At 68.7% G+C, this 21,920-nt stretch carries 16 protein-coding genes and 2 pseudogenes; 16 read left to right on the top strand and 2 right to left on the bottom strand.

The features are described 5' to 3' along the window. The first annotated feature begins 80 nt into the window (after window positions 1-80). From VS93_RS06610 to VS93_RS06580, 7 genes are all read left to right on the top strand, one after another. Window positions 81-650, top strand: coding sequence for a hypothetical protein (locus VS93_RS06610; RefSeq protein ID WP_046469117.1), 570 nt, complete (start codon window positions 81-83; stop codon window positions 648-650). A gap of 622 nt (window positions 651-1,272) precedes the next feature. Next, on the top strand, window positions 1,273-2,640 hold the full coding sequence (locus VS93_RS06605; protein ID WP_162231647.1) for an ABC transporter substrate-binding protein: 1,368 nt from the start codon (window positions 1,273-1,275) through the stop codon (window positions 2,638-2,640). An 84-nt stretch (window positions 2,641-2,724) separates the two neighbouring features. Further along, a complete protein-coding gene (locus VS93_RS06600; protein WP_046469116.1) occupies window positions 2,725-3,651 on the top strand; it encodes a carbohydrate ABC transporter permease in 927 nt (308 codons plus the stop codon). Between the two features lie 101 nt (window positions 3,652-3,752). Continuing rightward, window positions 3,753-4,550 carry a carbohydrate ABC transporter permease gene (locus VS93_RS06595; protein ID WP_082126669.1) on the top strand — a complete coding sequence of 266 codons (798 nt, stop codon included), beginning with the start codon at window positions 3,753-3,755 and terminating at the stop codon, window positions 4,548-4,550. A gap of 404 nt (window positions 4,551-4,954) precedes the next feature. Next, window positions 4,955-7,453 (top strand): leucine--tRNA ligase, encoded by a 2,499-nt coding sequence (gene leuS, locus VS93_RS06590; RefSeq protein ID WP_046469114.1) that lies wholly within the window; start codon window positions 4,955-4,957, stop codon window positions 7,451-7,453. A 28-nt stretch (window positions 7,454-7,481) separates the two neighbouring features. Beyond that, a complete protein-coding gene (locus VS93_RS06585; RefSeq protein ID WP_156184704.1) occupies window positions 7,482-8,108 on the top strand; it encodes a hypothetical protein in 627 nt (208 codons plus the stop codon). A gap of 141 nt (window positions 8,109-8,249) precedes the next feature. Beyond that, entirely contained in the window at window positions 8,250-9,047 is a 798-nt protein-coding gene (locus tag VS93_RS06580; protein WP_156184703.1) for a proline-rich domain-containing protein, read from the top strand. A gap of 71 nt (window positions 9,048-9,118) precedes the next feature. Here the strand turns inward: VS93_RS06580 and VS93_RS06575 are convergent, their stop codons facing one another. Both VS93_RS06575 and lexA read right to left on the bottom strand, forming a co-directional pair. After that, entirely contained in the window at window positions 9,119-10,183 is a 1,065-nt protein-coding gene (locus VS93_RS06575; protein WP_046469113.1) for an alpha/beta hydrolase, read from the bottom strand. 238 nt (window positions 10,184-10,421) lie between these two features. After that, window positions 10,422-11,137: pseudogene (gene lexA / locus VS93_RS06570) on the bottom strand (transcriptional repressor LexA). 305 nt (window positions 11,138-11,442) lie between these two features. Between lexA and VS93_RS06565 the strand changes: the two are divergent. From VS93_RS06565 to VS93_RS06525, 9 genes and pseudogenes are all read left to right on the top strand, one after another. Then, window positions 11,443-12,030, top strand: a complete 588-nt coding sequence (locus tag VS93_RS06565) for a LysM peptidoglycan-binding domain-containing protein (RefSeq protein WP_046469112.1) — start codon at window positions 11,443-11,445, stop codon at window positions 12,028-12,030. Between the two features lie 315 nt (window positions 12,031-12,345). Further along, complete coding sequence (gene nrdR / locus VS93_RS06560; protein WP_046469150.1) at window positions 12,346-12,813, top strand: transcriptional regulator NrdR; 468 nt, start codon at window positions 12,346-12,348, stop codon at window positions 12,811-12,813. A gap of 115 nt (window positions 12,814-12,928) precedes the next feature. Further along, window positions 12,929-15,779: pseudogene (locus VS93_RS06555) on the top strand (vitamin B12-dependent ribonucleotide reductase). A gap of 292 nt (window positions 15,780-16,071) precedes the next feature. Beyond that, window positions 16,072-16,440: a hypothetical protein gene (locus VS93_RS30270; protein WP_201776561.1), complete on the top strand. Its 369-nt coding sequence runs from the start codon at window positions 16,072-16,074 to the stop codon at window positions 16,438-16,440. After that, the gene (locus VS93_RS06545) at window positions 16,422-16,856 is read left to right on the top strand and encodes a type II toxin-antitoxin system VapC family toxin (protein ID WP_046469111.1); all 435 of its coding nucleotides are present in this window, start codon (window positions 16,422-16,424) and stop codon (window positions 16,854-16,856) included. Before VS93_RS30270 ends, VS93_RS06545 begins: the two co-directional genes overlap by 19 nt. 263 nt (window positions 16,857-17,119) lie before the next feature. Continuing rightward, window positions 17,120-17,548: a CBS domain-containing protein gene (locus VS93_RS06540; RefSeq protein ID WP_046469148.1), complete on the top strand. Its 429-nt coding sequence runs from the start codon at window positions 17,120-17,122 to the stop codon at window positions 17,546-17,548. A gap of 119 nt (window positions 17,549-17,667) precedes the next feature. Next, window positions 17,668-18,612 (top strand): ornithine cyclodeaminase family protein, encoded by a 945-nt coding sequence (locus tag VS93_RS06535; RefSeq protein WP_046469147.1) that lies wholly within the window; start codon window positions 17,668-17,670, stop codon window positions 18,610-18,612. A 177-nt stretch (window positions 18,613-18,789) separates the two neighbouring features. Next, on the top strand, window positions 18,790-20,436 hold the full coding sequence (locus tag VS93_RS06530) for an SPFH domain-containing protein (RefSeq protein WP_082126666.1): 1,647 nt from the start codon (window positions 18,790-18,792) through the stop codon (window positions 20,434-20,436). Continuing rightward, the gene (locus tag VS93_RS06525) at window positions 20,437-21,885 is read left to right on the top strand and encodes an SPFH domain-containing protein (RefSeq protein ID WP_046469110.1); all 1,449 of its coding nucleotides are present in this window, start codon (window positions 20,437-20,439) and stop codon (window positions 21,883-21,885) included. The last annotated feature ends 35 nt before the right edge of the window (window positions 21,886-21,920 follow it).

The raw sequence follows: 21,920 nt of genomic DNA, 5'->3' as shown, positions 1-21,920 counted from the left end.
TTGGCCGCGCGCTCTTTCCGGGCAGTGGGTCCCTGGAAGGCGGGAGCTCTCCGGAGGAAAGTGAGTAGAGGAGGCAGGAGATGCCGTCGTGGGCTTGGATCGGTGTACTGCTTCTGGCCTGCGTGATCCTTGCGATCTGGCGGCTGGTTCAGTGGACCGGGCAACCACGCAGATTCTTCCGCGCGGGTCTGGCCGACCCGGAGCGGGAAGAGTTCGCCCCCGAGGAGCGCGGCGCCCACGCCCCCGAAACGGTCGAGGAGCCAACGGAGCGAGGCCTGCTGGAGACCACCCTGGACGAGGAGGTAGCGGAGTTCGTCCAGGGTCGGCGGCACGAGGCGACGCCGATTACGACGGACGTCGACCGCGAAACGGGACGCCTCCTTGACGAGGAGCTGCTTGGGGAGGAGTCCCGGGGCGACGGCGGCCGCGTGCAGCACCGCCCGGCCGAGCACCGTCCGCGAGCCGGCGAGGACGAAGGGGCGGCGGCCGAGCAGCGCCGGATGGCGGCGGATGAACACCGCAGGGCCGCCGAGGAGCACCGCCGCGCCGCAGAGGCACTGACGCCCGAGGAGGAGGCGGGAACGGCCCCCTCCGAGCAGCCGGCCGACGGCCCTCAGCAGCCTCGCCGCGGCGGTACCGGAACCGGATGACGGGGCGCGGCCCTCGCCGCAGTGGGACCGGGCGCGTTCCCGCGCCGCCCCGCGTTCGGTGACGTGTACGGGCAGCCGGCCGGCGCTCCGGTGCGGCCCCGGTCAGTCGCGGCTTCACCATGGACTCTTCCCATTCCCCCGGCCTCGGGTGTTCCGCGTCCAGGGTCACGGTGCCGGACCAGCACCTCCCCCGCCCCCCGGCGCGGGCGCCCCGCTCCTCGACGCGGATGTCGCCGATGCCGTGCAGAACGGCGGCGCGCATGGACTCGGGAGCCGCGGCCACCGTGAGGTCCTCGCTTTCGCGGGCCGACTCGTCGTGCTCTGCTGGAGGCGTCGAGTGCGATGGCGGGGGCCGGAGACGCCGGTGCGGACAGTCCGTGCTGCACAGGGCGGCTCGGCGGGCCGGTGTCACCTCCTCAGGTTTCGCTCATATGAGCATCTTGCTACTCATTATTGCAAAAAGTCTTGACGGGTGACCCCCGCCACAACTTAAATGCTGCTCACGGAAGCTCAAATGAATTGGACCATGCTCATGTGAGCAGCCGGTGCTCGCAGTGCGGCCCGCAAACGCTGCGGCCCTTTCTCGCAGGGAGCGCGACATCCTTTACCTCAGGAGACACTCATGTTCCGCCTCTTCATGAGACGCCCGGTGCTCGCTGGAACCGTGGCGGCCACAGCAGGTCTTACGCTCGTCACCACCTCCTGTGCCGGGGCCGGAGGCGGCAGCGGGGAGGGGCGCACGGTCACCATCGCCACCGTCGCCAACCCCCAGATGGAGGACATCGAGGAGCTCGCCGGGCGTTTTTCGGAGGAGCACCCGGACATCGAGCTGGAGTTCGTGGTCCTGCCGGAGAACCAGCTGCGCGACCGCGTTACGCAGGACATCGCCACACAGGGCGGGCAGTACGACATCGTCACCATCGGGACCTACGAGGTCCCGATCTGGGCCGAGAACGGTTGGCTGTTCAGCCTGGAGGAGTACGCGAACGAGGGGGACTACGACGTCGACGACCTCCTCCCGCCCGTGCGCGAAGCGCTGTCCTACGAGGACGAGCTGTTCGCCGCGCCCTTCTACGGCGAGTCGTCGTTCCTGATGTACCGCGAGGACCTGTTCGAGGAGGCCGGGCTGACCATGCCCGAGCAGCCCACGTGGGAGGACGTCTCCGGGTTCGCCGAGGAGCTGCACGACCCCGACGACGATGTCTCCGGGATCTGCATGCGCGGCCTGCCCGGCTGGGGCGAGCTGCTCGCGCCGCTGAACACGGCCATCCTCACGCATGGCGGCCAGTGGTACGACGAGGAGTGGAACGCCCACCTCGACTCCCCTGAGACCCAGGAGGCGGTGGAGCTCTACGTCGATCTGCTGCGCGACTACGGCCAGCCGGGCGCTCCCAACGATGGTTTCACCGAGTGCCTGACCACGATGGCGCAGGGCAACGCGGCCATGTTCTACGACGCGACCGTCGCCGCCGGCTCCCTTGAGGATCCCGATTCGAGCAGCGTCGCCGGTGACATCGGCTACGCGCCCGCCCCGGTCGCCGAGACCGACCACGCCGGCTGGCTGTGGGCGTGGGCACTGGCCATCCCGAGCACATCGACGGACGCGGACGCCGCATGGGAGTTCGCCTCCTGGGCCACGTCCAAGGAGTACATCCAGCTGGTCGGCGAGGAACTGGGCTGGGAGCAGGTCCCGCCGGGAAGCCGGACGTCCACCTACGAACTGCCCGAGTACACGGACGCCGCCGGGAAGTTCGCGGAGCCGACGCTCGATGCGATCGAGAACGTGGACGTCAATCAGCCCGGCCTGCACCCCCAGCCGTGGACCGGCGTGCAGTACGTCGCCATTCCGGAGTTCCAGGACCTCGGGACCAGCGTCTCGCAGGAGATCTCCGCCGCGATCGCCGGCCAGCAGAGCGTCGAGGAGGCGCTGGAGCTCTCTCAGGAGCACGCGGAGGCGACCGCCAGGTCCGGCGACTACGTGGACGAGTAGGTACCTCTCCGGCCACGTGGATCAGGTACCTCCGGGCCGGGGCGGTCTGCGCCGCCCCGGCCCCGCACCCTCAAGGAAGAACCCATGACCGCCCAATCTGCGTCGACCGCACCGTTGCGCGATCCGGAACCCAGGCCGCTGACCAGGGCGGAGCTGTGGAAACGACGAACGCCGCTCCTTCCGGGGCTGCTGTTCGTCATCGCGCTGACCCAGATACCGTTCCTGTTCACCGTCTACTACAGCCTGCAGGGCCGGAACCTGCTCCGTCCCGACTCGGGCGAGTTCGTCGGACTGGCGAACTACGGCACGGTCCTCGCCGACCCGCTGTTCCGCAACGCCGTGACCAACACCGTCGTGCTGACGGCGAGCACGGTGGTGCTGTCCACGGTGCTCGGCATAGCGCTCGCCATGCTTCTGGACCAGCGTTTCCCTGGGCGCGGTGTCGTCCGGACCCTGCTGATCACGCCCTTCCTCGTCATGCCGGCGGCCGCCGCGCTGCTGTGGAAGACCTCCATGTACCACCCGGTCTTCGGGCTGCTCAACTGGGCGCTCTCTCCCTTCGGGGTGAACGTGGACTGGGTCAGCCAGTTTCCGCTGCTTTCCATCATCATGGTGCTGACCTGGCAGTGGACCCCGTTCATGATGCTCATCGTGCTCGCGGGACTGCAGAGCCAGTCCCCCGAGATCCTGGAGGCGGCCAAGGTCGACGGCGCCCGCGCCTGGACGACCTTCAGCCGCATCACATTGCCGCACCTGCGCCAGTTCATCGAGCTGGGGATCCTGCTCGGCAGCATCTACATCGTGCAGACGTTCGACGCGATCTTCATGATCACCCAGGGCGGTCCGGGACAGGCCACGACCAACCTCCCGTACTTCATCTACCAGCAGGCGTTCCGTGCCTTCGATGTGGGGGAGGCCGCCGCCGCCGGCGTCATCGTCGTCGTGGCCACGATCATCATCGCGACCTTCGCCCTGCGCGTGGTCTCCAACCTGTTCGAGGAGAATTCGTGACCACCGCCGTCGCCGTGCCCACGGAAACCTCGCGTACAGCCGGCACGCGAGCCCGCCGGCGTCAGCGCCGGCGCCCGAGCCGCCATCCGGACCGGCCGCGCATGTCCGTCGCCGGCATTCTCGCCTGGGGCGCCGGGCTGCTCTTCTTCTTCCCGGTGCTGTGGATGTTCACCACCGGCTTCAAACAGGAGGCGGAAGCCTCCACCGACCCGCCCACCTTCCTGTTCCTGCCGACGCTCGACCAGTACCGGGCCGTTCTCGGCCGCGACTTCGTCCCCTACCTGCTCAACTCGCTGACCGCGTCGGTCCTCTCGACGGTCCTGGCGATCGTCCTGGCGGTTCCGGCCGCCTACGCACTGTCGCTCGCCAAGATCCCGAGATGGCGCGATTCCCTGTTCTTCTTCATCTCCACGAAGCTGCTGCCGCCTGTCGCGATGATCCTGCCGCTCTACGTGCTGGCGACGAACCTGGGCGTCCTCGACAACGTGACAGCGTTGGCCATGATCTACACGGCGATGAACGCCCCGCTCGCGGTATGGATGATTCGCTCCTTCCTCGCCGAGCTTCCCAAGGCGGTCCTGGAGGCCGCCCGGGTCGACGGCGCGACATGGAGCGTCGAGATCCGCAGCGTCATCCTGCCGATGATCGCGCCGGGAATCGCGGCCACAGCGCTGATCTGTTTCATCTTCGCCTGGAACGAGTTCTTCTTCGCCGTCAGCCTGACAGCGACGCAGGCGGCTACGGTCCCCGTCTTCCTCGTCGGTTTCATCACCGGTGAAGGGCTCTTCTGGGCCCGGCTGTCCGCCGCCTCCACCATGGCGGCACTTCCGGTGATCCTGGCCGGCTGGTCCGCCCAGCGGTGGTTGGTCCGCGGTCTCTCCCTCGGCGCGGTGAAGTAAGACCCGCGATCGCCTTGGCGAGCCCGGCTCCCTGGCCCGCGACCGGCGGACCGCCGGTCGCGGGCCAGGGGACGGTCCTTCGGGGGCGCCGCGTCCTCGGCCGCCGTTCCAGCGGCCGCGCCGAAAGTGACCACGGATCATATCCGGTAGCGCTCCATGCCGATATCCGGAATCATCTGGTGTGAGGGTTCCGGTGCCGGCCTGCCGCGGAAAGCCTCGTGCGTCTTCTTTCCTCCCGACGAGGAGGTCGGCGCGTTGGCCAGGCAGGCGCGCTAACCTTGAGGCACAGTTACCCGACTGGTGGAGACACCGCCGCGGAACCGTTCCGGGGCCGCGTGACGGACGACCGGAGAGCTCCCCAGACGACGTACCCCTAGTGCGAACCGGTAGAGGGCGATCACGCGATGACAGCGGTAAGCGGAGACCAGGTGGCGAGCGACGTCTACGACGCTCGCGCCCTCCAGGAGAAGTGGCAGGTCCGCTGGGCGAAGGAGAACCCCTTCGTGGCCAGCGAGGACCCGGCTGACGGCCGTCCGCGCCGGTACGTACTCGACATGTTCCCCTACCCCTCCGGCGACCTGCACATGGGGCACGCCGAGGCGTTCGCGATGGGCGACGTGGTAGCGCGCTACCGGTTCCAGCTGGGGGAGAACGTCCTGCACCCCATCGGCTGGGACTCCTTCGGGTTGCCGGCCGAGAACGCCGCCATCAAGCACAACTCCCACCCGGGCGAGTGGACCTACGCCAACATCGAGACCCAGGCCGAGTCGTTCCAGCGCTACGCCGTCTCCCTTGACTGGACCCGCCGGCTGCACACCAGCGACCCGGAGTACTACCGCTGGAACCAGTGGCTGTTCCTGCGCTTCTTCGAGCGCGACCTGGCCTACCGGAAGGAAGGGCTGGTCAACTGGTGCCCCAAGGACCAGACCGTGCTGGCGAACGAGCAGGTCGTCCAGGGCCGGTGCGAGCGCTGCCATACGGAGGTCGTGCGGCGCAGCCTGAACCAGTGGTACTTCAGGATCACCGAGTACGCCGACCGGCTGCTGGACGACATGGACCAACTGGGGGACGGCAAGTGGCCTGAGCGGGTGCTGCTGATGCAGCGCAACTGGATCGGCCGGTCCTATGGGGCCGACGTCGAGTTCGCCATCGAGGGCCGCGACGAGCCCGTCACGGTGTTCACCACCCGGCCCGACACCCTCTACGGCGCCACGTTCTTCGTGGCCGCCGCGGACGCCGCGCTCGCGGACGAGTTGTGTGCGCCCGAGCACCGCGAGGAGTTCGAGACCTACCGGGATCAGGTCGCCAAGCTGAGCGACATCGAGCGTCAGTCCACCGAGCGGCCTAAGACCGGCGTCTTCCTGGGACGCTACGCGATCAACCCGGTCAACGGCGAGCGCATCCCCGTCTGGGCCGCCGACTACGTGCTGGCCGAGTACGGGCACGGCGCGATCATGGCGGTGCCCGCCCACGACCAGCGCGACCTGGACTTCGCGCTCAAGTTCGGGCTGCCGGTGCGCGAGGTCGTCGACACCGGCGAGGGGGATCCGGCCGAGACGGGAGTCGCCACCGCCGGAGAGGGCACGCTGACCAACTCCGGCCCGCTGAACGGCCTGGCGAAGGACGAGGCCGTCGAACGGATCACCCGGATCCTGGAGGAGCGCGGCACCGGGCAGGGCGCGGTCAACTACCGGCTGCGCGACTGGCTGCTGTCGCGGCAGCGCTTCTGGGGCACCCCGATCCCGATCGTCCACTGCCCTGAGTGCGGCGAGGTGCCGGTCCCCGACGATCAGCTGCCGGTGAAGCTGCCCGAGAACCTCAAGGGCGCCGATCTGGCTCCCAAGGGGGTCTCACCGCTGGCGGCGGTCACCGACTGGGTCGACGTCGACTGTCCGAGGTGCGGCGGTGCCGCCCAGCGGGACACCGACACCATGGACACCTTCGTCGACTCGTCCTGGTACTTCCTGCGTTACTGCTCGCCGAACCTGGACACCGCCCCGTTCGACACCGAGAAGGTCGCGGAGTGGGGGCCGATCGACCAGTACGTGGGCGGTGTCGAGCACGCCATCCTGCACCTGCTCTACGCCCGCTTCTTCACCAAGGTGCTGTACGACATGGGGATGGTCGGCTTCACCGAACCGTTCTCCCGGCTGCTCAACCAGGGCCAGGTCATCAACCAGGGCAAGGCGATGTCGAAGTCCCTGGGCAACGGTGTCGACCTGGGGGAGGAGATCGAGAAGTACGGCGTGGACGCGGTCCGGCTCACCGTGGTCTTCGCCGGTCCGCCCGAGGACGACATCGACTGGGCCGACGTCTCGCCCGGCGCGTCGCTGAAGTTCCTGAACCGCGCCTTCAAGGTGATGGTCCAGGCGGGCGCCGCCTCGCCGCCGGGAACGGACCCCTCCACCGGCGATCTCACCCTGCGCAAGGCCACCCATCGGGCCATCGACCAGATCACGACAGCGGTCGAGGCGTACCGCTTCAACGTCGCCGTCGCCCGGATCATGGAGCTGGTGACCGCGGCCCGCAAGGCCATCGACTCCGGTCCCGGCGCCGCCGACCCCGCCGTCCGTGAGGCCGCGGAGGTCATCGCGGTCACGCTCTCACTGGTCGCGCCGTACGTCGCGGAGGAGGGCTGGGAGCGCCTGGGGCACACCGGTTCGGTCGCCATCGGCAACTGGCGCCGGGCCGAGCCCGAGCTGCTGGTCCAGGAGTCGGTGACCTGCGTCGTCCAGGTGGCCAGCAAGGTGCGCGACAAGCTGGAGGTCTCACCGGACATCTCCGAGCAGGAGCTGGAGCGTCTCGCACTGGCCTCGGAGAAGGTGCGGGGGTTCATCGGCGACCGGGAGATCCACAAGATCGTGGTGCGGGCGCCGAAACTGGTCAACATCGTGGTGGGCTGACGGACCGATGGTGCCACGGTTCAAGCGTGTGCTGCCATCAGGCGTGCCCTCCTGGGCCGCGCGTGCGGTCCTCGCCGCGGTGGCCACGGTCGCGGTCGCCGCGGCCGCGGTCGCGGCCGGGCTGGTGTGGGGGAAGGACGGGCCGGCGCGCGAGGCCGCGCCCGGCGACACGTACGCCGCCGCCCCCGGATGCGCCACGGTCCCGGCCGAAGCCGTGGAATCGGCGGTACCGGGCGCCGCTCTGGACGCCAGCGAACGAGGGCCGCTGCACAACGCCGATGGTGCCACCTGCGTGTGGACGTCGGTGGACTCCGGCGGCGCGGCTCCCCGCGCTCTGCACGTGGACTTCACGGCGAACTTCACCGACAAGGCCGGAGAGGTGAGCGGTACCGCGTCGGCCGCCGAGCGGATCGGGCAGCTGGGCTCCGTCGACGAGCTCGACGGGGCGTCCCCCGTTCCCTCCCTGGGAACGGACGCCACGGTCAGGGAGGGTACCCCGGGCGGCGGGACCGCGGAGGTCGCGTTTCGCCGGCACAACCTGGTGGTGCGGGTCCTGTACGGCGGGGATAAGAACTCCGACGGCCGGGCGATCCCCTACGAGGAGGCGCGCGACGGTGCGGTCTCGGTCGCCGAGCATCTGGCCGAAGGACTGTAACGGGGGACGGGCGGTGCCCGGGCCGGAACCGGTCGGCCAACGGTCGGCTCTGTCATGTTCTGACCGCCGGGCACCGGTTCCGACCTAGTACGGTAGGCCTCCCGAGCGGTATCACGTTTAGGTAGGAAATGGGAGGCGTCCATGGCCCAGCCACCATCCGGGGGCTCTCCGCAGCAGCCCTCCGGACCGCAGGGCTGGCCACCGCGCGCGGAGGGGCAGCCGGAACGGCCGCCGTACCCGCACCCCTACCAGGGGGCTCAGCAGCCGGGGGCGCCGTACGGCGGGTACCCCGGAGCGCATCCCGGCCCCCTAGAGCCCTCAGCGCCCAAGCAGAACCGCGGATGCGCTGTCGCCGCCATCGCCGCCCTGAGCGTCGCCGCGCTCCTTCTGGTGGCGGGCGGAGTCTGGGGCATCGTCTGGCTCAGCGGCGCGAACGGCGAGTACCGGGCGGCGCCGGGCTGCTCGGTCGGGCAGACCCCGGCCCTGGAAGAGCTCGTCCCCGACCATGAGACCGAGATCGACCAGCCGATCGCGGGTCTTTCCGAGGAATGGCGAGAGGGCAACGAGTGCCGATGGGTGACACCAGAGGGCGGCACGGATGTTCCCTCCGTTGCCCGGCTGGCACTCGTGCACAACGCTGACCACTCCGGAGGCGAGGGCGAGGACGAGGCCTCCGGCGCCTTGCGCGCCGCCTCCGAGGAGTACTCTCCGAGCCGTGTCGACGACCTCGGCGATGAGGCGTTCTCCTGGCACGAGACGGAGGCCGGTTTCGGCTGGGGCTGCGTGGGCGTCCGGGTGTCCAATCTGTTCACGGTGTCCTGCTACACCGCGGGGGTCGATTTCCAGGCGAGCGAGTCGATACCGGAAGACGAGGCCGTCGCGGGGGCCGAGGAGCTCGCACGCGAGATCGTGCAGCAGATCGAGAACGGCGACTTCTGAGGTCCGCGGCCACCGGCTCCGGTACGCCGTCGGAGCCTCGGGAGGATTCCCGCTTTCGCCGCGGGCCGCGCTCACACCGCTGAGTCGAGGAACTTCCGCAGAGCCGGTGCGACCTCGGCGGAGAAGGGGCGGTCGGCGTCGAGCGCGGCCGCGCCGGGGGAGTCGTCGTACTCCCGGAACACGTGGTCCGCCTGGTCGATGTCCACCCGGGTGGCGTTGTCCAGCCCGGTCATGAGCCGGTCGACGTCGCTCTCGGCGATGTGGGCGTCGGCGGTCCCCCACAGGACGAGGGTCTCGGTGCCGCCGGGCAGGTCGCGTGCGAGTTCCATGGGATCCATTGCGTCGATCCGACGCAGGAAGGGCGTCAGGTACGGCTCGAACAACCCGTCGAGCTCGGGGGCCAGGTGTCCGGGCAGCGGCTCCCCGGCACGGATTCGCGATATGGCGTACCTGGAGTCGGAGAGCACCTCTGCGACCTCCTCCTCACCCAGCCGGCCGGCGCTTTCGGCTCGGCGCGCCTGCTCGGTGAGCTGGCGGTCGATGGTGTCCAGGTAGCGTTCGCCCGGTGGTGCGGCGAGGACGAGAGCCGCCGGCGGGTGCTCCTCGACGACCACCGGGGCGCGCAGCGCGAATAGGGCGCCTTCGCTGTGGCCGAGGACCAGCAGCCGGGACGGGTCCACTTCCGGCTGCGCGGCGAGTTCGGCGTAGGCGGCGACCATCCCCTCCTCGAAGAGCTCGTAGCCGATACCGCCGTCCGCGTCGGCCTGGCCCGTCACGGTCTCGCCCGAGCCCACCTTGTCGTAGCGCAGCGAGGCGACACCGGCCTCGGAGAGCACCTCCGCGAAATTCCGGTTGGTGCCCGCGTCCGGCCGCATGGGACTGTTGCCGTCGCGGTCCGTCGGCCCGCTCCCGGAGATGATCAGCGCGCCCGGCACCGGTCCGTCGGCCCCTTCGGGCGCCGTGAAGGTCCCGTGGAGGGGGGCGGGGCCGCCCTCGAAGCTGACCTCGCGCTCCTCACCCTCGATCCCCGGGCTCTGCACGTCGGTCTCGCCGTTGCCGCAGCCGGCGGAGAACAGCAGGGTGCCGGCGGCGGCAAGGGCGCCGACCGCGCGGCCGGAAAGGAGACGGAACGGCATACCCCTACCGTATTGGGCTGCTGCGCCGGGCGAGTACGCGCAACCGGGGAGGGGGGAGAGGCCGACCGTCCACAGTGCGGCCCTCGCGTCGCCGTTGCGGCGGACGGCCGACGGAGAGCGGATAACCGTTGTGTTCCGAAACGGAATCGGGTCTGTGATGGCAAAGGGGGAGCACAGGCCCGTTCCGAAAGGCGACGAAGTCGTTACCTGGTTGTTCCCGCCGGAGATCCGGCGACGCTCACACCCGGCGGAGCACCGTGACGACCTTGCCCAGGATCGTGGCGTGATCGCCGCTGATCGGCTCGTAGGCGTCGTTGCGGGGCAGCAGCCACACGTGCCCGTCCTCGCGTTTGAAGGTCTTGACGGTGGCTTCGTCGTCGATGAGCGCGGCCACGATGTCACCGTTGTCGCGTCGGGCTGCTGGCGGACGACGACCAGGTCGCCATGGGTGATGGCGGCGTCGACCATGGAGTCGCCAACGATGTTGAGCATGAACAGCCGCCCCTCGCCGACGAGCTGCTTCGGCAGGGTCAGCACATCCTCGATGGACTCCTCGGCCAGGATCGGACCGCCCGCCGCGATGCGGCCGACAACGGGGACGTCTATGGCGTGCGACTCATCGGCCGGAGGTGTCTCTTCCAGGTGGTCCCAGGAACGCACTGGTGGCTGTCCTGGAATGCGAATTTCCACCGCGCGTGGGCGGTTCTGATCGCGGTAGAGATAGCCCTTGCGTTGCAAGACCTTCAGTTGGTGCGCGACACTAGAGGGGCTCGACAGCCCCACCGCATCGCCGATCTCCCGGATCGACGGTGGGTAGCCACGCTGCCGAACATAGCGATGGATGCAGTTCAGGACGCTCTGCTGGCGGGCCGTAAGCTTCGGCGGTGCGTCCGGTAGAGCCGTAGAGGCCTGTGCGTCCGCGGTGTTCGGGGCGGTGGAACGGAGCGTTGTCACAGGTGTCACGCTTGCGTGCGCTTCCTGCGCTCCGTGGTTCTCCTCCGGCACGGCCGGCCTCCTCGGCGGTCGTAAGAGTGGGCTGTCGGTGCGTTCGTCGTTTATTCGACCGTGTATACGGGCGGTAATCAGCCGAGTTCGTTGTGCTGATGACTGCGGACTGATACCGCAATGCAACGTGTCCAACATTAGTGCCCCCGCAAAGCAACATCAAACAAACGTTCGAGATGGTGCTGAAAAAATCGCCCAGATGCGGTAGTAGTCGAACGTTGGTTCTAGCGAACTGGCGTTCGAGGGAGACGGTTATGTCCGAACCAGTTCTGCAACGTCCAACGCGCCCGGCGGCTCCCCGCGAGGCGGCCTCCCGGGTCCTGTGCCAGGGAGGCGGGGGCGAGGCCGAGTCGGTACGGCCTGCCTCCGCGCCCGCTCTCTACGACTGGGCGGAGGAGATACCCGAATGGCGGTCGGAGCGCGCGGTGCGCGAACGCCGCCCCCCGGCCCCTGCGCTGGCGGACCTGCCCAGCCTGCATGCCGCTCGGCCGGGCGCGCCGGGCGTCGGCCCCGCCCCCGGCGGGACGAAGCTGACCCGCCGGGGCCGGGTGGTGTCCGTCGCCGCCCTCACCGCCGTCGCCACGTCCGTCCTCTCCGTGCTGTTCCTCACCGCGGCGACGGCGGACTCCCCCTCGGGCTCGCCCGCCGATTCCACGTCCTCCCTCTTGGGTGTCACACCCGACACGGTGATCGTGGAGGACGGCGACACGCTCTGGGAGATCGCCGAGCAGGCGCGCCCCGCCGAGGACCCCCGCCGCACGGTGCACGAGATCGTGGAGCTGAACGACCTGCCCGCCGCCGACCTCGCCCCCGGTCAGGAGCTGCTGCTCCCGGCCTCGTGAAGCGACCTCAGGCGGTGTCCGCGCTTCCTCCGCCGCCTGCCGATCCCCGCTCCCGCCGCCTGGCTCCGTGCGCCGCTCCGCGGGGTGGACTTGCGAAGGACCGGGCGACAGTCGTAGGTTAACCACAACATCTGGGGTGCGCGCGGGAATAGCAGGCCTAGAAATTGTGCTTCCCTGGATAAGTGGTCTCTTACGGGCGGTTCCGATCCGTGAGGGGCCGACTGCGGCGACGAAAACGAAGCCGCCCGCGACGGGAAACCCGGCGGTGCGCGGCGGAGTTCGGAGACGATGCGGATCTGGGGGAGGCGCACCGGGATGCACTGCCCGTTCTGCCGTCATCCTGACACCCGGGTAATCGACAGCCGCTCCACAGACGACGGCGCCGCGATCCGGCGGCGCCGCGCGTGCCCCGAGTGCGAGCGCCGGTTCACCACGCAGGAGACCGTGCTCCTCATGGTCGCCAAGCGGTCCGGCGTCACCGAACCGTTCTCCCGGTCCAAGATCATCGCCGGGGTGCGCCGTGCCTGCCAGGGGCGTCCCGTCACCGAGGACGCCTTGGCCAAGCTGGGACAGAGCGTCGAGGAGGAGATCAGGAGCCGCGGGGTCGCCGAGATTCCCTCGCACGAGATCGGGCTGGCGATCCTCGGCCCGCTGCGGGAGCTCGACGAGGTCGCCTACCTGCACTTCGCCTCGGTATATCGGGGGTTCGAGTCCCTGGCCGACTTCGAGAACGAGATCGCGGTGCTGCGGACCGGCAGGGCCGTGGCGAACGAGCGGGACTGAGCGGCGGACCCATAAGGCGCCGCGGCGAGCGAGGGACCGACGAGATGTGAGGGACCGCCGTCCAGGACGGTTGGCGCGGCGGAACCGGGAATCTGGCGAGAACAGGGGGAGCGAAATGACGGAGACCACCAGCGGCACGTCCACGCGTAAGGGCAAGGGGCAGCGCAAGGGGCTGAAGATGGAGCGTGTCTTCACCTCGCCCGGTGTCCATCCTTACGAGGAAATGGAATGGGAACGCCGCGACGTGGTCATGACGAACTGGCGCGACGGCTCGGTCAACTTCGAGCAGCGCGGTGTGGAGTTCCCGGCGTCGTGGTCGATGAACGCCACCCAGATCGTCGCCAGCAAGTACTTCCGCGGCGCCGTGGGCACCCCGGAACGCGAATGGAGCCTCAAACAGCTGGTCGACCGAGTGGCCGGCACGTACACCGAGACCGGTAAGGCGCACGGCTACTTCGCCGCCGACGAGGACGCCGAGATCTTCGACCACGAACTGAAGCACGCGCTGGTGCACCAGCTCTTCAGTTTCAACTCGCCGGTCTGGTTCAACGTCGGAACCGCCTCCCAGCAGCAGGTCTCGGCATGCTTCATCCTGTCGGTGGACGACACCATGGAGTCGATCCTCGACTGGTACAAGGAGGAGGGGATCATCTTCAAGGGCGGCTCCGGCGCCGGGGTTAACCTCTCCCGGATCCGCTCCAGCCGGGAGTTGCTGTCCTCCGGGGGCACCGCCAGCGGTCCGGTCTCCTTCATGCGCGGTGCCGACGCCTCCGCCGGCACCATCAAGTCCGGAGGCGCCACCCGCCGCGCGGCCAAGATGGTCGTGCTCGACGTGAACCACCCCGACGTCGAGGAGTTCATCGAGACCAAAGCGCGCGAGGAGCGCAAGATCCGCGCTCTGCGCGACGCCGGGTTCGACGTCGACCTGGGCGGTTCGGACATCGTCAGCGTCCAGTACCAGAACGCCAACAACTCGGTGCGGGTCTCCGACGCTTCATGCGCGCCGTGGAGAGCGGCTCCGACTTCGGCCTGACCTCCCGCACCACCGGTGAAGTCGTCGCCACCGTCGAGGCCAAGGAACTCTTCCACGGCATGGCGAAGGCCGCGTGGGAGTGCGCCGACCCGGGAATCCAGTACGACGACACGATCCAGGACTGGCACACCAACCCCGAGACCGGACGGATCAGCGCGAGCAATCCTTGCAGCGAATATCTCAGCCTGGACGATTCGTCCTGCAATCTGGCCTCGATCAACCTTTTGAAGTTCCTGCGTGAGGACGACTCGTTCGATGTCGACAAATTCGCTCGGCTCACCGAACTGATCATCACCGCGATGGACATCTCCATCACTTTCGCCGACTTTCCCACGGAGAAGATCGCGGAAGTGACGCGCGCGTACCGCCAGCTCGGCATTGGTTACTCGAACCTCGGCGCGCTGCTCATGGCCACAGGGCACGCCTACGACTCCGAAGGCGGCCGCGCGGTGGCGGCGGCCATCACCTCGTTGATGACGGGCGTGGCCTACAAGCGCAGCGCGCAGCTGGCCGGCGTCGTCGGCCCGTACGACGGCTACGCCAAGAACGCCGAGGCGCACAAGCGGTCATGCGCAAGCATGCGGCGGCCAACGACGACCTGCGCACGATCGGGCAGACGGAGAAGCCGATCCGCACGGCCGCCACCAAGGCATGGCAGGACTGCCTCACGGTCGGCGAGAAGAACGGCTGGCGCAACGCCCAGGCGAGCCTGCTCGCGCCGACGGGCACCATCAGTTTCATGCTCGACTGCGACACCACCGGAATCGAGCCGGACTTCTCGCTGGTCAAGTTCAAGAAGCTGGTCGGCGGCGGGTCCATGCAGATCGTCAACCAGGCGATCCCGCGCGCGCTGAAGAATCTCGGCTACCCGCAGGAGCAGATCGAGGCGATCGTCGAGTACATCGCGGAGTACGGCCACGTGGTCGATGCCCCCGGCCTGCGCCCCGAGCACTACGAGGTGTTCGACTGCGCCATGGGCAAGCGCTACATCGAGCCCATGGGCCACGTGAAGATGATGGCCGCGGTCCAGCCCTTCCTGTCGGGGGCGATCTCCAAGACGGTCAATGTTCCGGAAGAGGCCGCCGTCGAGGACTTCGAGCACATCTACTTCGAGGGGTGGCGGCTCGGCCTGAAGGCGCTGGCGGTCTACCGCGACAACTGCAAGGTCGGCCAGCCGCTGTCCACGGCCACGACCGAGAATCAGGCGGAGGAGAAGCCCGAGCCCCAGATCGTCGAGGTCAACCGGCCGGTCCGGCGGCGGCTGCCGAAGAAGCGGCCGAGCGAGACCACGTCCTTCACGGTCGGCGGTGCCGAGGGGTACATCACCGCGGGCTCCTACCCCGACGACGGTCTCGGCGAGGTGTTCATGAAGCTCGGCAAGCAGGGCTCGACCCTGGCCGGCGTCATGGACGCGTTCTCGATCGCGATCTCCATAGCGCTGCAGTACGGCGTGCCGCTGGAGACCTACGTCGAGAAGTTCACCAACATGCGCTTCGACCCGGCCGGCATGACCGACGACCCGGACATCCGCATGGCCCAGTCGGTGGTGGACTACATCTTCCGCCGCCTGGCGCTGGACCACCTCTCCTACGAGGAGCGGGCCGCGCTCGGTGTGCTGTCCGCGGAGGAGCGGCGCGCCCAGGCCGCCGGCGAGGACCCGTCGCAGGTCGCCGCCCAGGTGGAGTCGTACGCCCAGTCGGCCCCGGTGGTCCCCGGGGACGCCGGGGAGCAGGACACGGCCGAGACGGAGGAGCGCCCCGACTCCGCCCCCTCCGCCAGGCCGGATGAGCCGCACAGCACGGCCGAGTACGCCGAGGCCAAGCAGGGCTTCATCACCGACGCCCCGCTCTGCGTCACCTGCGGCACCAAGATGCGCCCGTCGGGCAGCTGCTACGTCTGCGAGGGCTGCGGCTCCACCAGCGGCTGCAGCTAGGAGCGGGCTCGCGGGAGAGAACACAAACTCAGAGCGGTGGCCCGAGAGAGGTTCGGGCCACCGCTCCTCTTCATGCGGCGGACCGTCGATCGCGCCTGAATGCCCGGGTATCCGATAGACCGGAGAACTGAAGAGCGTCGCCCAGTGTGATCACGCGTAGGGCGGGCATGAAGTTACTACCGTTGGTAGGATCATCGACATGAAAGCTGAGCCGATGGAGTCGGATCACGCTAGACGGTCGGAGACATATGAGCGCTCCGCTGGAGAACTCCGCCGCGAACTGGTGAAAGCCATGGAGTCAAACGAGTCGCACACCTTTGCCCTGGCTCTTGGAGCGCTTCGCGACATCGACGTGCTTTCCCCCGAGTCCCAGAGGGCCGCACAGGTACTGGCGGCCCGTGTTGACGAAGAGCGAGGGCACGCCTCCAGCACCGGTAGCCGGGCCCGTAAGGTCAGTGTTTCGATGCCAGAGGAGCTGAGCGCCGCTGTCCAAGAGCGCGTCGGGCGGGGCGGGTTCAGCCGCTATGTGACCGAGGCGGTCGCCAAACAGTTGGAGTTGGATCTGCTGGCCGAACTCTCTGTGCTGCTTGAGGAGGAACACGGCCCTGTGCCCGAAGACGCCTTGGCGGAAGCGGAGGCGGCGTGGCCGGACGCCGACTAGCCGCGAGCGGAGCTCTCGTCCTCGACAGTGAAGGTCTCTCGAAGCTTGCAGCCGGTGACCGGCGTGCACGGGCACATATGGAGACCGCCCGTCGCCGCCGCGCCCGAGTTGTGGTCAGCGCGGTCACCTTGACCGAGGTCATTCGCGGCGATTCGCGCGACGCCGCTGTGCATCGTGTGCTGTCGCGTATTACAGTGCTCCCGGTCACGGTCGAGATCGCGCGCCGCGCCGGGGAACTGCTTGGCGCGACCGGGCTGACCGGCCACCGTTACGCACTCGACGCCGTGGTCGCGGCGACCGCACTGCAGCAACCGCGCCCGGTGGTGCTGTTGACAAGTGACCTCGACGACATTAACCGACTCGTCGAAGAGCCCGGACGCCCTAAGCCGCAGTGGGTGGTCGTTGTTCATGTATGAGGAACCGCGGTCGCAGTGAAAGTCGCGGCGATGAACAAGGAGGAAGCCGCCGCCAGGACGCAGAGGTACTGGATCGAGGGCGGCTGATCCGGGGGGAGTGCCGCGCCCTCCGAATAACCGCCCTGCACCAGTGAGGCGGTCGCCGCGGCCTTCACGCGGAGCGACCGGGCCGTGCCCCCGTCCCGCGGTTTCAAAGGTCCGGCGATTAAGGGGGATCCCGATCGGGTAACTCCCGAGCACCCAGCGAAAGGTAGGTGGCCGCCATGCTGATTGCCGAGATCCTGCGCGCTAAGGGTTCGGAGGTGGTGACCGTCAGTCCGGAAACCACAGTGGCGCAGTTGCTGACCGCGATGGCTAGACACAACGTCGGGGCGGTCGTCGTCACCGAGGGCCGCAGAGTCGCGGGTATCGCCTCAGAACGCGACGTCGTGCGCCGGCTTGAGGAGAGAGGCGCGGACCTCCTCGAGGCCCCGGTCTCCGAAATCATGACCGCCGCCGTGATCACCTGTACGACCACCGACACCGACGACACCCTGACCGTTCTGATGACCGAGAACCGTGTGCGTCACGTCCCCGTCATCTCCGATGGCGCACTCATAGGGATCGTGAGCATCGGCGACGTCGTCAAGAGCCGGATCAGCCAGCTCGAGCTCGACCGGCAGCAGCTGGAGAAGTACATCACCCAGGGCTGACCCCTCTCCCTCCTCTCGTCCCCGTGCCCGGCAGCGCCGCCGGGCACACAGATGCCGCACAACGCCCGTGGAGGCGCCGGATACCCGCCGGCGTGCCGCTGCGGTGCGACAATGAACCCGTGACGCTGTGTATCGGCCGGTCGGACCTGCTCAGGGTGTTGGATGTGCACGCCTGCCTGGACCGGCTGTGGGACGGGTTCACCGCCCCGACCGCGGGGATCGCGAACCGCCGTGTCCGCACAGAACTGCCGGGGAGCGCCGGGACGGCCGCTGTTCTCATGCCGGGGCTGCTTCCCGGTGTCACCGCCTACACGGTCAGGACCGATGCCGTCTTCCCGCGGGCGCGCCCCGCGTTGCGCGGAGTGGTGTTCCTGCACGACCTCTCCAGCGGGGAGCTGCTCGCGCTGCTCGACTCCGCCACGCTCACCACATGGCGGACCAGCCTCGCCGCCGCGCTGGGCACGCACAGCCTGGCGCGCTTCGACGCCGAGGTACTCGGGATCATCGGGTGCGGTACGCAGGCCGGGCTCTTCACCAGAGGGCTGACCCGGCTCCGTCCCATATCCGGGATGATCGTGGCCGATGCCGAGCGGCAACGAGCCGGTGAGTTCGCCGACTGGTGCGCCACGGAGTTCGGCCTCGCGGTGCGGGTGGCCGACAGCGCCGCTGCCGTGGCCGCCGAGGCCGATATCGTGCTGACCGCCACCTGGTCCCGCGAGCCGTTCCTGCGCCGCGCCGATGCGCGCCCCGGAGCGCACTACACCTCGCTCGGCACCGATGACCCCGGTATCCGGGAACTCTCCGACGGGCTGTTCCGGATGGCCCGGGTGATCGTCGACGACGCCGAGTTCGCCGCCACCACGGACGCGGTACCGAGCACGGCACTCGTGCACGGAACCCTGCACGAGGTGCTCACCGGAACGGTGGCCGCCCGCGAGGGGGAAGCCGATATCACGGTCTACGTCCCCGCCGGCCTGCCCTGGCAGGATCTGGCCCTCGCCTGGCTGGCCTACCGGGGCGCGCGCGACGCCGGGGCGGGCACGGAGTTCGACTTCCTCGCCTAATGGGAGATAAGCCGGGTCGCGGTACGCCTATAGAAAGCGGATGGTTACCGCATAGCGGCTGATCCGGCCAACGGCCGTGTGGGAGGATGCCGTCACTCCGGGCCGGGAGCGCGGAACCCCACCATCCCCTCTCGCGTCGAATCCCCAGTTCCACGACATCCAAGGAGTTGCGAACGCATGTCCTTCGCTCAGACAGTGCGCGGAGCCGCCGAGAGGGCCGTCCAAGAGGGCGAGTCGCTGGAGACGGTCGCCGGCGCGTTCAGGGAGGGGGCCGAGGGGACCGGGCTCGACCCGGGGGACTTCCTCGCCGCCCGTGACCAGGGGGCCTCAGTAGGGACGCGGATCGAGCAGCAGACCAGCTCTCTCGACAATGCCGGCGAGGTACTCAACCGCAGTTCGTTCGAGCAGAACCGCAGCGGCTCGGTGCACGTCATCTGCCCGATGGTGATCCCGCGTGGCCGCACCCTCACCGCCATGCTGCCCGCCATCCTGCTGGTCGTCGTCGGGCTCTTCGGCTCGGTGGCCACCTTCCCCCTTTCCCTGGCGACAGGGGTCCTCCTCAACCCGTTCTTCGGTCTGCACTACTGGGTCGTCACGCTCGGCGTCGCCGCGTTCATGTGGTGGCGCCAGGGCATGGTCATGGTGCCCGATGGCTGCCAGGCGCTGATCACCAAGTTCGGCAAGCTGGAGGAGATCGTCGGCCCCGGACGGGTCACGCTGTTCAATCCGTGGAAGCGGGTCTCCTACATCGTCAACACCACCCGGGAGTACCCGTTCAACGCGCCGATCCGCGAGGCACCCACCAAGAGCGGGGTCAAGGCATCGGTGGATCTGTTCGTGCAGTTCAAGATCGAGAACCCCGGCGAGTTCATCTTCGTGCTCGGCGCCGTGCAGGGCTTCGAGGAGAAACTGAACAACGCCATCAGCGAGACCACGCGCAGCCTCATCTACGACCAGCAGGCGGCGGAGATCTACGACATGGTCGGCGAGAACTCCGAGCGCCTGCTCGAACAGCTCAATCAGCAGTTCCTCCCGGCGGTCCGGCTCACCAACGCCAACATCACGCACGCCGAGCCCTCCGGCCAGGAGTACCGGATGGACCTCGCCGCACCGGAGATGGTGCGCGTCGCGAAAGAGGCCTACACCTACGAGTACGAGCTCCAGCTCCGCAAGGAGCAGAACGAGGGCGACCTGAACAAGGAGCTCGCCTCCCTCAACGAGACGCTGTCGGCGATCCAGGCCGACATCGCCCAGTACCAGGCGCAGATGGACACCGCCCTGGAGCGTGAGACCAACCGCGCCCGCGCGAAGGCCCGTGAACGCTTCGTCGAGGCCGAGAGCGAGGCGAATGCCAACGCGGCACTGCTGGAGGCGCAGGCCCTGGACATCCGGGCGGTCAGCGCCGCCGAGGCGCCCGAGATCCTCAACTACCGCTACCAAAAGGACCTGCTGGACAAGCTGGAGGCCGTGGCCGAGAGCCTGCCCCAGGTGCTGCGGATCAGCGGCGGGGACGACTCCAGCGTCAACTTCCTGCGGATTGCGCAGGGCCTTATCGGCGAGACCGACAGCACGCTGTTCTCCGAGGAGGACATGGCGGCCATCCGCTCCCGGCTCAACGAGATCTCCGAGCGCATCTCCGAGCGCCAGGCCGAGATCACCGAACTCCTGGAGATCGAGGAGCGGACGGTGGCTCCCGCCGAACCGGAGGCCGACGACGTTCCCGGCGCCGACCGTGTCGAGGAGATCCGCCAGTCGGTGTCCGACAACTCCATCGACGAGCGGCTGAGCGCGGTCGTCGACGACACGCACGAGGGAGGCCGGTAGATGAACCAGCCGACGCCGACACAGTCGGGCCGCGGCGGCTCCAGCATCAAGGAGTCGCTGGCCTCCTGGGGCGACATCGCCCGCCTGCTGCGCGGTGGCGACCAGGGCGCACTCGTCCCTGTTGTCATCCCGCGCGACAGCCGCGGACTCACGTGGATCATCCTGATCTGGGTCGCGCTGTACATGCTGCTCACGGCGCTGGTCGTCGCGATCATCGGGAACACGGCCGCCGCGGACCTGAGGTTCCTCGCGATCCCGTTCCTGCTGCTCGCGCTCGCCGCGCTCTTCGGTGGGCTGCTCTGGTGGTGGCGGTCGTCGATCGTGGAGATCGAACAGGGCACCACGGGCGTCCTCACCCGTTACGGCGAGGTCGTCGGGACGCTCGAACCGGGCCGGCACTACCTGTGGCACCCGTGGTCGCGGGTGGACTTCGTCGTGGACACCTCGACGGAGTTTCCGTACACGGCGCCCGTCCTCGCCTGCCCCACGCACGAGAACGTGCCGCTGAAGTCCATCGAGTTCTTCCTCAAGTTCAAGATCGAGAACGCGGTCCGGTTCGTACGCACCATCGGTGCCAGCAACTTCGACCTGGTGCTGTCCAACGCGGTGCAGGACGCGATCCGGCAGCGGAGCCGGCAGGTGCGGACCGAGAGCGCCTACGATCTGCGCGGATCCGATGTCGCTGACATGCAGCAGCTGCTCAACCGGCAGTTGGAGCGCTACGGAGTGGAGATCATGGGCTGCAACATCCCCGATGTGCAGCTGCCCAGCCAGTACCAGCAGCACCTGGCCACCCGCGAGCGGGTGGCCAAGGAGCTGGTCGCCTACGAGCAGGAGTGGGAGCTCACCCGCAAGCGCCGCATCGACACCCTGCTCATGGACATCGAGCGTTCCAAGAAGACCCGCGACGCGAAGATCGTCGAGGTCAACGCGGCGCTGAACAAGGCACGCAAGGACGTCGCGCAGATGCTGGAGGAGCAGGAGACCGAGGCGCAGCGGGTCCGCTATGAGATCGAGACGCGCGGCCGCTCCGACCTGGTGGCCGCGCAGAACGAAGCCAAGGCGCAGCGCCACCTCGCCACCTCCTACCGGGACAACCGCGCAGTGCTCCGGTACGAGCTGGCCCGCCGGCGGCTCGATGTGGGCGCCGTCCTCGCCGAGAAGGCTCCGCAGCCCGTGGTGGTCCACGCCGAAGAAGGCGGCGGGGACTCCTCGGCGCTGTCCACCCTGCTCCTGGCGCAGCTACTGCCGAACATCGGCGACCGGCGCTCGGACGGGCGGGCCTCGCTCGGCCCCACGAGGAACAGCGGGGGGCGCTCGGAGGAGCCCGCCGACGAGTTCACTCAGGTCCAGGGGGCGGTGGCCGCGGCGGCCGAGCGCCAGCAGCAGATGACCCAGGAACACCAGCAGGGACAGCAGGCCGCCGGCCGGCAGCGGCGCCGTACGTGACACATGGACGGGGCGGGGGCGGCAGCGCGCCGGGT

The sequence above is a fragment of the Allosalinactinospora lopnorensis genome (assembly GCF_000981225.1).
GTDB classification, from domain to species: Bacteria; Actinomycetota; Actinomycetes; order Streptosporangiales; family Streptosporangiaceae; genus Allosalinactinospora; species Allosalinactinospora lopnorensis.
This window is presented reverse-complemented; position numbering and strand designations above follow the sequence as displayed.